The 8,155-nt window shown below is 45.0% G+C and carries 6 protein-coding genes and 2 pseudogenes; 3 read left to right on the forward strand and 5 right to left on the reverse strand.

Annotated elements, in window-relative coordinates; genetic code table 11:
- Positions 1 to 603: 603 nt before the first annotated feature.
- A pseudogene (locus SD70_RS39005) lies at positions 604 to 941 on the forward strand (transposase); the annotation flags it as partial.
- 124 nt (positions 942 to 1,065) lie between these two features.
- Here the strand turns inward: SD70_RS39005 and SD70_RS31835 are convergent.
- The 5 genes and pseudogenes from SD70_RS31835 to SD70_RS40040 all read right to left on the reverse strand — a co-directional run.
- Positions 1,066 to 1,511: pseudogene (locus SD70_RS31835) on the reverse strand (IS110 family transposase); the annotation flags it as partial.
- A 296-nt stretch (positions 1,512 to 1,807) separates the two neighbouring features.
- A complete protein-coding gene (locus SD70_RS31840; RefSeq protein WP_041052631.1) occupies positions 1,808 to 2,410 on the reverse strand; it encodes a TetR/AcrR family transcriptional regulator in 603 nt (200 codons plus the stop codon).
- Positions 2,365 to 2,967: an MFS transporter gene (locus SD70_RS31845; protein ID WP_231571721.1), complete on the reverse strand. Its 603-nt coding sequence runs from the start codon at positions 2,965 to 2,967 to the stop codon at positions 2,365 to 2,367. The genes SD70_RS31840 and SD70_RS31845 overlap by 46 nt, the downstream gene beginning before the upstream one ends.
- 14 nt (positions 2,968 to 2,981) lie before the next feature.
- Positions 2,982 to 3,740, reverse strand: a complete 759-nt coding sequence (gene aiiA / locus SD70_RS31850; protein WP_041052632.1) for a quorum-quenching N-acyl homoserine lactonase AiiA — start codon at positions 3,738 to 3,740, stop codon at positions 2,982 to 2,984.
- An 862-nt stretch (positions 3,741 to 4,602) separates the two neighbouring features.
- The gene (locus tag SD70_RS40040) at positions 4,603 to 5,025 is read right to left on the reverse strand and encodes an NAD-dependent epimerase/dehydratase family protein (RefSeq protein ID WP_331436868.1); all 423 of its coding nucleotides are present in this window, start codon (positions 5,023 to 5,025) and stop codon (positions 4,603 to 4,605) included.
- 173 nt (positions 5,026 to 5,198) lie between these two features.
- Here SD70_RS40040 and SD70_RS31860 point away from each other — a divergent pair, with 173 nt between their 5' ends.
- Both SD70_RS31860 and SD70_RS39010 read left to right on the forward strand, forming a co-directional pair.
- Positions 5,199 to 5,837, forward strand: a complete 639-nt coding sequence (locus SD70_RS31860; RefSeq protein WP_041052633.1) for a TetR/AcrR family transcriptional regulator — start codon at positions 5,199 to 5,201, stop codon at positions 5,835 to 5,837.
- A 1,202-nt stretch (positions 5,838 to 7,039) separates the two neighbouring features.
- The coding region (locus SD70_RS39010) for an Ig-like domain-containing protein (RefSeq protein WP_156158305.1) at positions 7,040 to 8,155 on the forward strand (1,116 nt) is incomplete at its 3' end.

The raw sequence follows: 8,155 nt of genomic DNA on the forward strand, positions 1-8,155 counted from the left end.
AAATACAGGGGAGAGGGGACGGGAATCCAGTCGTGGTAAGGGTTTGAGCGATGTGGAGAATGTGGATTGGGGCTATACGACTTTATTTTCGGTGCATATGCCCTTGTTCGAGAAAAATAAAGTTTTAGACCGAAAAATAAAGTATTAGACTAGGAAAATAAAGTTGTAGACTGAGAAAATAAAGTATTAGACTGGCAGACTTGGCAATAAATGCTACTAGGAGCTCTTCTACAGTCTACAGAATTAACATCTAGATTAGACAACATGACTCCATTGTGGGGCTGCCTTCGGGTAGCTCCATTTTTTAGTTAACGTGGACAACGTGGATGTTATACTTTTATCTGCGCATGCCAATAACCTTCCAAGTATTTTTGGAAAGTTTTTCATGTGGCACAACTAGGCCAAATCTTGAAAGGTTACCTTCCGTTTAAGTAGTGCGTAGATCCAGTGAAGCAGCTTATTTACCTAAGCGATCATGGCTACCTTATGCGGTTTACCCGTGGCAATCATTTTATCGTAGTGAGCCTTTATTCGTTTGCTTCCTGACTTACGTAGCTACAAAGAACGGCCAAGAACAAGGTGTGCCTAGTATACATTCAAATAAAGCTGCAGTTCCAAGCTGTATTAGATCAAGTGTTTCCGGAATATAAGGGTGTTTTCGGGGAGCTGCACTCTGTGGTGTCATTGAAGATGTTATTGGAGTTTCCGACAGCTGAATCCGTTCTTAGAGCTGGAAAGTCCAAACTTGCAGAAAGAATAGCATGTTTATGTACTCGGCGCTCTGAAACCTAACAGCCCTGGAAAAGAAAATGGGTGCTCTCGCTAATAAAATTGAAGAATATCAGATTATCCAATCGATCCCCGGTATCGGTGAAAAAATCGCTGCAACGATTATTTCGGAAATCGGTGAAATCAATCGGTTTAATCACCCAAAGAAGCTCGCTGAGTTGGGCTGAGAAAAAGGCTGAAACCCTACTCGCTGCAGCTGACCGCAATCCATTCCGTAAGGCAACTTTTCAAAGCCATCTAACTGGCCTTGAAATGTACATCAGCATGCTACTTCATTACCGAGAGCCCCGCGACAGCATCGTGCTGCCGAGTAAGGTTCCGTAGATTTAGTAACCGAGGCCTCTGGTTTTGTATTGCTCAAAGTCTTCTTTGTAGAACAATTCGCGGAGGGCATAAGCATCTACAGCATCTGTCTTCACCTTGCGCAGGGTCGATGATTTCTTCGCCTGATAAGACAGGATAGGGTTCACCAAAATGAATAAATAGTTATGCTCCTCAAGGAACCGAGTAACCGGGAGGTGGTAATGGCCTGTAGACTCCAGGATAACCATCGGTTGCTGATCAGACTTTTGCTCGATAAGCTTTAAGAACGAGCGGAGGGCCTCTAACCCTTGACGGGTATGATGAATGGTAAAGCTCTTTCCGTAAGGCTGACCTTTGTCTAAGAAAGCCTGTCCTTGGCTCTCGCCTTTGGCGATATCCAGGCCAATAACTGGATTCATGTTCTTGCATCACCTTCGCTCTAAATTTTAGCCGGTAACCCCTAATCCATCTTGCAGTGTCATAGCTTCGCTTGTTATTCGAGATCTTTTATCTCAACCAGCCTCAAACATGTTTCTACAAGTAGGGGGCGAACAGTTTAGCACACGGGATCTAAGCCCCACGGGCAGAGACGTTCTACCCCGGTTCCCCGTACTTAACCTCTTACAAACAGAAGAGGTCAACCAGTAAAAACTGGCTGACCTCATAATACGAACGGGCAGATTTGTTTAATTAAGAGTGCCGTAGACGTCCCCGATTAACGTTTTTGAGCTTTTAAACCTTCAATAAATATTCGTTGTAACCCATCAACAACTCGTTTGGTCGTAAAGCCTTCATCAAGCAGGTGGTAATCGACATTATGAAGCAAGACCAGTAGTGCTTCAATGGTATATGAGACATCTATGTCTGAAACTTCTTCTCGTTCAACGGCTTCGTTTAACAGAATACTACTTTCTTTACGCATCCATTGACACAATGGAGACTGCATAGGACGATGACCGGTTGAGGCTCGACTTATGTCGCAGAGCCAGGGAACTTTCGCCTCTAAAAAAGAAACATATCTTACAATTATTTGATAGAGTCGGTCCAAAGGGCCCATTTCCGAATTTTTATCTAGAAAGCCTTGAACTTCATCGAATAAGGATTGATATTCTTCGTATGCAATTTCCAAACAGATGTCGCCCTTGTCTGAGTACCGACGGTAGAGGCTTGCCTGTCCGACCCCGGCAGTTTTTGCAATCTGATGCATATTGACATTCTCAACACCGTTTTCGATGAAAAGTTCTTTAGCAGACTTTAAAATTCGTCTTCGGTTTAACTCATCCCTAGGAATCTTCGACGGGTCTCGCTCGGGACATATTTATATACCAAAGGGATAACAAAAATGCTAAGGCTGGAAACTATGAACAAAGAGTTCCAGCCGAAGTATTGCTCTACGAAGCCGCCGAAAACAGGTCCGAAACCAGAAGCAAACGCAATTGTGGCGGACAACGCGCCAAGAACACGCCCCCTGACGGTAGGATGAAAATAAAGAGTTGCTACCGCGTAAGAAAGGGGGGAAATGGCAGAAGCCCCCGCTGCTTGAAGTAATCTCCCGATGATTACTTGCAAGTAAGAAGTTGCAAAGAAACCAGTAATGGAGCCGATAGTAAAAAGGATTAATCCAATTACATATAGCCGACGAAAGGAAAAGGACTCCGTTAACTTACCATAAGTTCCAGCGCCTATCGCCATTAAAACGCTATATCCGACCATGACCCAACTTACTTGGGATGAGGTGAGGACAAAGGAAGCAGAAATCGATGGTATAGCCAAGTTGAACATCGTCATATTGATGTTTCCGAATATAAATAACAAGCAGAGCGTTCCGATTAATTTTCGGTCATTACTGAATAAAGATATGGAATTAGCATCCATAACATATCCCTCCATTACAGGAAGTCAGGGAATGTGCGCCAATTGTTTGCTTGATCTCTATCGTGTCCGAAGAAGATAGCTGACGGCCGAACTTCCTGAACCAAATCCTGCATGCGACGAATCGATTTAGCAGCCAACTCTGGATCGTAAGTTAGGAACGGTACGCCATTCTCGAAGTTCTCCCTGACATAGGCAACATCAATCGTCAGCAAAACAGGACCAGATGTTTCCGTTGTTACGAGTACCGATTGGTGGCCTGGAGAATGACCAGGAGTGAAGAAAATTTGAACCCCGGGAATCAAGTTATGGTCGCCCTCAATGATTTGATATTGTAAATCGGGAAGCCTGCACTCCAACGGAGCATATTCGTCATTGCCTATGGCTGCATCATATTCTGCCCGTTGAATGAGGATCGGTGTATTGCGGAAATGTCCATTTCCCCCAGAATGGTCTAAGTGTAAGTGGGAGCTAATGACCATCTGGATATCTTCCGGTAGATAACCGACACGCTTTAACACATTCATGATCGAGTCGCCCTCGGACATATTTGGGACAACGCGTCCTTCCCGTTTAGTCCCTTTATAATAATCGGGATTGTTGATAAAAGCATCGGGCATTCCCGTGTCGAGCAATATTGGTCCGTCGGTCGTTTCCAACAGAAAAGACCATACAGGCATCCCTACTAATTTCCCGGGTTTCAGGTTTCGGTTAACTGCCGATTGATCTAGAAAACATTCACCTGCAGGCAAAAAATACAGCTTCTTAACTGACATTAGTAGTCACCCTTTATAACGAATATCGGACAAATTGTCCGTTGTGCAATATCATGACAACGGACAATTTGTCTGTTGTCAAATAACCATTCAGAGATGATGTTTAGAAATACAAGTCATAACATATGGTATTTGTAAATAAAGGATATATTATTCATCAAACTAGCTGGCTTGGAGCATCGCTTGTTTCCTATTCCGTCCGTGGGAAGCGCTGCGTCCCTATTCAGGCCGACAGTGACGGATTTTGCCATTTGCGACATGGTGTAGCCCCTTTCTTAACATTCTTGTCCAAGCAGCTGAGCAGGCACAGCGGACGATTCGGCCCGCTGGCCGACGGAGGCCCGCACGATTTACTCGTGCGGGCCTCTTTCCGTATCGACATCGATAGAGCCGATGGGTGTTTAGCTGTTAAAGTAGTGCCCCTGTTCCAGATCCGCAATCAGTGAGGGTTGCACGGGCTGCCATCCCAAGCGTTCCTTGGTCAGTGCGCTTGATGTCGGGTTGTCAGTCGACGCGGCGAAGGCAAGCCACCCGAAGTGATCGTCTGCCTCTTCGCGGGAAATGCTAAGCAACGGTAGGTTCAGGTGGCGAGCGATAACGCCAGCGATATCTCGGAATGGCACGCCCTCGTCGGCAACCCCGTGATAGCTGGCTCCCGCGGAGCCCTTCTCAAGCGCCAGCCTGAAGAGACGTGCGGCATCTAGCCGGTGCACTGCCGGCCAGCGATTGAGTCCGTCGCCTACATACGCCGAAACGCCCTTTTCACGCGCGATGGCGATTAGGGTTGGAACGAAGCCTTTCTCGCCCGGGCCATGCACGGACGGAGCGAGACGGACGACCGATGATCGCACTCCACGTCTAGCTAGCGTGATCGCCGTCTCCTCGGAGCGCCGCGGCGTAGCTGGATCGACGCGTCGTCTTCCGTTCCGAGGCGTCCCGGCGCGAGCATTAACGTTCCCGATGTGACCACGAGCGGCTTCCCGGTGCCCTCGAGTACTGACCCCATCGCATCGATTGCCAGGATGTCTGCCTCAGCGGCTGCCGCAAAGTCAGAGAAGTCATGCTTGAACGCTAAGTGAATGACGCCATCCGCTGCGGAAGCGCCGCTGCGAAGGGTATCGAGGTCGTCAAGGGAGCCACGATGAACATCAGCGCCGGCTGCTATCAATGCTGCTACTGCCTTGTCCGAACGAGCAAGCCCTTTAACCTGATGCCCGGCATCGATGAGTTCACGTACAACTGCGGAACCGACGAATCCAGTTGCTCCAGTTACAAATATACGCATATTATTTCCTCCTGTTATTCATTTTAGGTACAGGACCGATTATATAACGAGAAATTAATAAAGTAAACCCATTTTATTAAATTAGTTAACTTAATAATTTATGTAAATAAAGTTTGTGATAACAGCGAATTTGTTATAATATTATTGACGAGCATCAAAGGAGGTATTCAATTGTGAGAAAACCGGTGAGCGACGATAAATATATAGAAAAAATAAAGCCTGTTATAAGAAGAATCAAATTTAGCCAACTGAAAATTGACGATATCGCAAAATATATGGATATCAGCAAAGTGACACTCTATAAGCATTTTTCATCCAAAGATGAAATCATCCAGAAGGTTGTAGATTATTACATTAATTACTTGCAAGGGTCCGATTCCGTTGTCAAAGATGATTCCGTCTCTTTTGTCGAGCGCTTTCAATTAACGTTTTTACAATCTTTGATCTGTGTCACTTATATTTCTGATTTGTTCTTAGAAGATCTTAAAGAATTTTATCCGCACCATTTTGAAAATCTTGCAACTGCCCAACAAAATAGAAATAAAAATTTACAAACTTTTTTTGAATCCGGGATGGATCAAAAGATTTTCAACAGATTGAATGCGGTGCTGTTTATGGTCCAAGATGACGCTGTGCTGCGGCGTTTCATGGAACCATCATTTTCGATTCAGTATGATGTCACCTTGAAACAAGCGATTATTGATTTTTATAAAATGAAACAATATCAATTGCTTAAACCTGAACATCTGGATACGATAGACGAATCTGATTTTGAAAATCGGGTAGGTAAAATTTTACAAAACCTTTCGTAATTATGTTCGCTCTCCAGGAAGCGATCAGATTTTAGCCGACCTTCCTGAACTAATCGTCCAAGGCAGCGGACGCCAGAAGTACAGTTGGATTCACGTGGAAGATTTATATAGAAGTATCCGTTTTCTTAAGGAGCGGCATGATCTTAATGGCGTTATCAACTGCTCGGCGCCTAATCCAGTAACAAACCGGGAACTGATGCAGTTAATGCGCGATTCCTTAGGCCGAAAGATTGGACTGCCTGCCAACCGTTGGATGCTTGAGATTGGGGGCCTTCTTTTTGCGTACGGAGACGGAGCTTATCCCCATAGCACAATGAAAACAGGCTGCCGAAAAAATCGGCAGCCTATTGAACTAACGGAGACGTTAGTTGAATGACAACAGCGGCAGTCTAAGACTTTATTTTTCAAGTCTTGGTCCGCCGCTGTTTCTTTTAACGGATCAGTCTAAAACTTTTTTTCAAAAGCTGACGACTCTTCAATTCAAAAAGCGCGTTAAATCAACGACTCTAGTCTAATGCTTTATTTTCACCATACATCTGGTGATAAAAAAGTCTGGAACCAGTAAAAAAACTGTGGAACCACACGTGTAACTTAATCTATTTAAGCATCTAGAGGGTGGTCCCGATGAGGAATATCGAAGGGCCACCCTTTTTTTACAAAGTGGCAGATTAAATCGGTCCATAATTCCTCCTACAGATTCTGCTATTGCCAAACGGCAGCTTCATAATTTAAATGAAAGTATAAGAGGGATTTTAACAAAAAATAACAGTGACACTAGGAGCGTTATACGAATCGTTTGGCAGCGGAGCTTGGTCTTGAGCCTTCCGCCGACACGCGGCACGGATTCTGTCGACGCGATGAGGTTAGGAAAATAAGGGGATCGGAATCAGCCGGTATGTAGAGGACTACGATACCGGCTTTTTTTGTGAGAATTTTGGGAGATCGTTCTTGTAAACTGATTTTGCTAGATGACCATCTTTAAAAATTTTTGAAGAAGAATGAGTTTAGCTTGGAATGTACAGTTTATATTACTCACTCATATTGTAGCCAGCGGTCATGGGCATGGGGGCCGCCTTCGGATTCCCCATCGTGGCGAAGAGCGCGAAAACCGCGTCACAGGCAAGTAGTGGCAACGTTCTTAAATTTTGCTGAATTCTTAAAAATGAATAATTTTTAATAAATGAGGAGGAATTGAATTTAAGATGGGCAAAAAATCACGGAAATTTACGTCTATTTTATTTGTCATATTAATTTCATTTAGTTTACTATCAGTGCTACTTCTATTGTGGCCGGAGCAAGTTAGTGCGGCTACCCCAGCAAGCGAGGACTTTCAGTCATCTTTCGTCGATCCGGCGTCTTACGACCCTCTAGCAGCAGAACTTAGTATACCTCGACGGTGGGGTGACTGGACTTATAGCATACTTGATTCCAGTGGAAATGTTGAAACGAACGCTAACCCTAATGGCCCATTTATACATATTACTGATCGATTTGATAGTTTTCATGCTTTACCTGTCAGTCCCAATAAAGCTCTATATATATTTGGAGGACTTATGGGTATTGACACCGCGGCAAAAATAAGTTCATCTGATAGCGGGGCATTTAAGCTTATTTCTTTCGAAGCAGAAACCGGCAATGAATTTTATCCAGATTCTGCAAACTACAGAGTAATTGGTTATCTAAATGGATCTCCGGTTTCAGGAGCATCTTATGATTTTACAGCTCCTGCTGGTTCCATAACTACAGTAAATCTAACTAATTCGAGTTGGGGAAATATAAATGAATTTCGAATTGTCCAGCAAAACGAGGCGGATATAAGCATAATTATTGATAATATTACGGTTACTGATCCCGCTACCAACACTGTGCCAACTTTTATTGGGAGCACGAGCGCACTAACGGTATATCAAGATGCGAGTGCCACCGACGTTAAGGGTCTTTTGCACGTCAGTGACACGGATTCCGGCCAAACCGAGACATGGACGCAAAGTATCGCGCCATCGCACGGAACGCTGAGTATCAGCGGGGCTACCGCAGCCAGCGGCAGCACTGACATTGCCCCCGGCGGAACGATCACGTATAAACCAACAGCGGGATATTCCGGTTCCGATAGCTTTACTATACAAGTGACTGACGGGAATGGCGGAACTGCTACTCGCACAATAACGATCACAATCATACCACAAGCGGCCGCGCCGACGGCAAATCCTGCAAGTGGGGCAACGGTGGCCAATAACAGCAGCGTAACGCTGAGCACGGCGACGAGCGGAGCGATGATTTACTATACAACCGACGGAACGACGCCGACGACGAGCAGC

Origin of the sequence: Gordoniibacillus kamchatkensis (assembly GCF_000829455.1) — a bacterium.
In the GTDB taxonomy this organism is placed as follows: domain Bacteria; phylum Bacillota; class Bacilli; order Paenibacillales; family NBRC-103111; genus Gordoniibacillus; species Gordoniibacillus kamchatkensis.

Excerpts from the sequence above, each read along its gene's own strand:
- SD70_RS40040 (WP_331436868.1), bottom strand. The coding sequence starts at position 5,025 with ATGCGTATATTTGTAACTGGAGCAACTGGATTCGTCGGTTCCGCAGTT.
- aiiA (WP_041052632.1), bottom strand. The coding sequence starts at position 3,740 with ATGTCAGTTAAGAAGCTGTATTTTTTGCCTGCAGGTGAATGTTTTCTA.
- SD70_RS31845 (WP_231571721.1), bottom strand. The coding sequence starts at position 2,967 with ATGGATGCTAATTCCATATCTTTATTCAGTAATGACCGAAAATTAATC.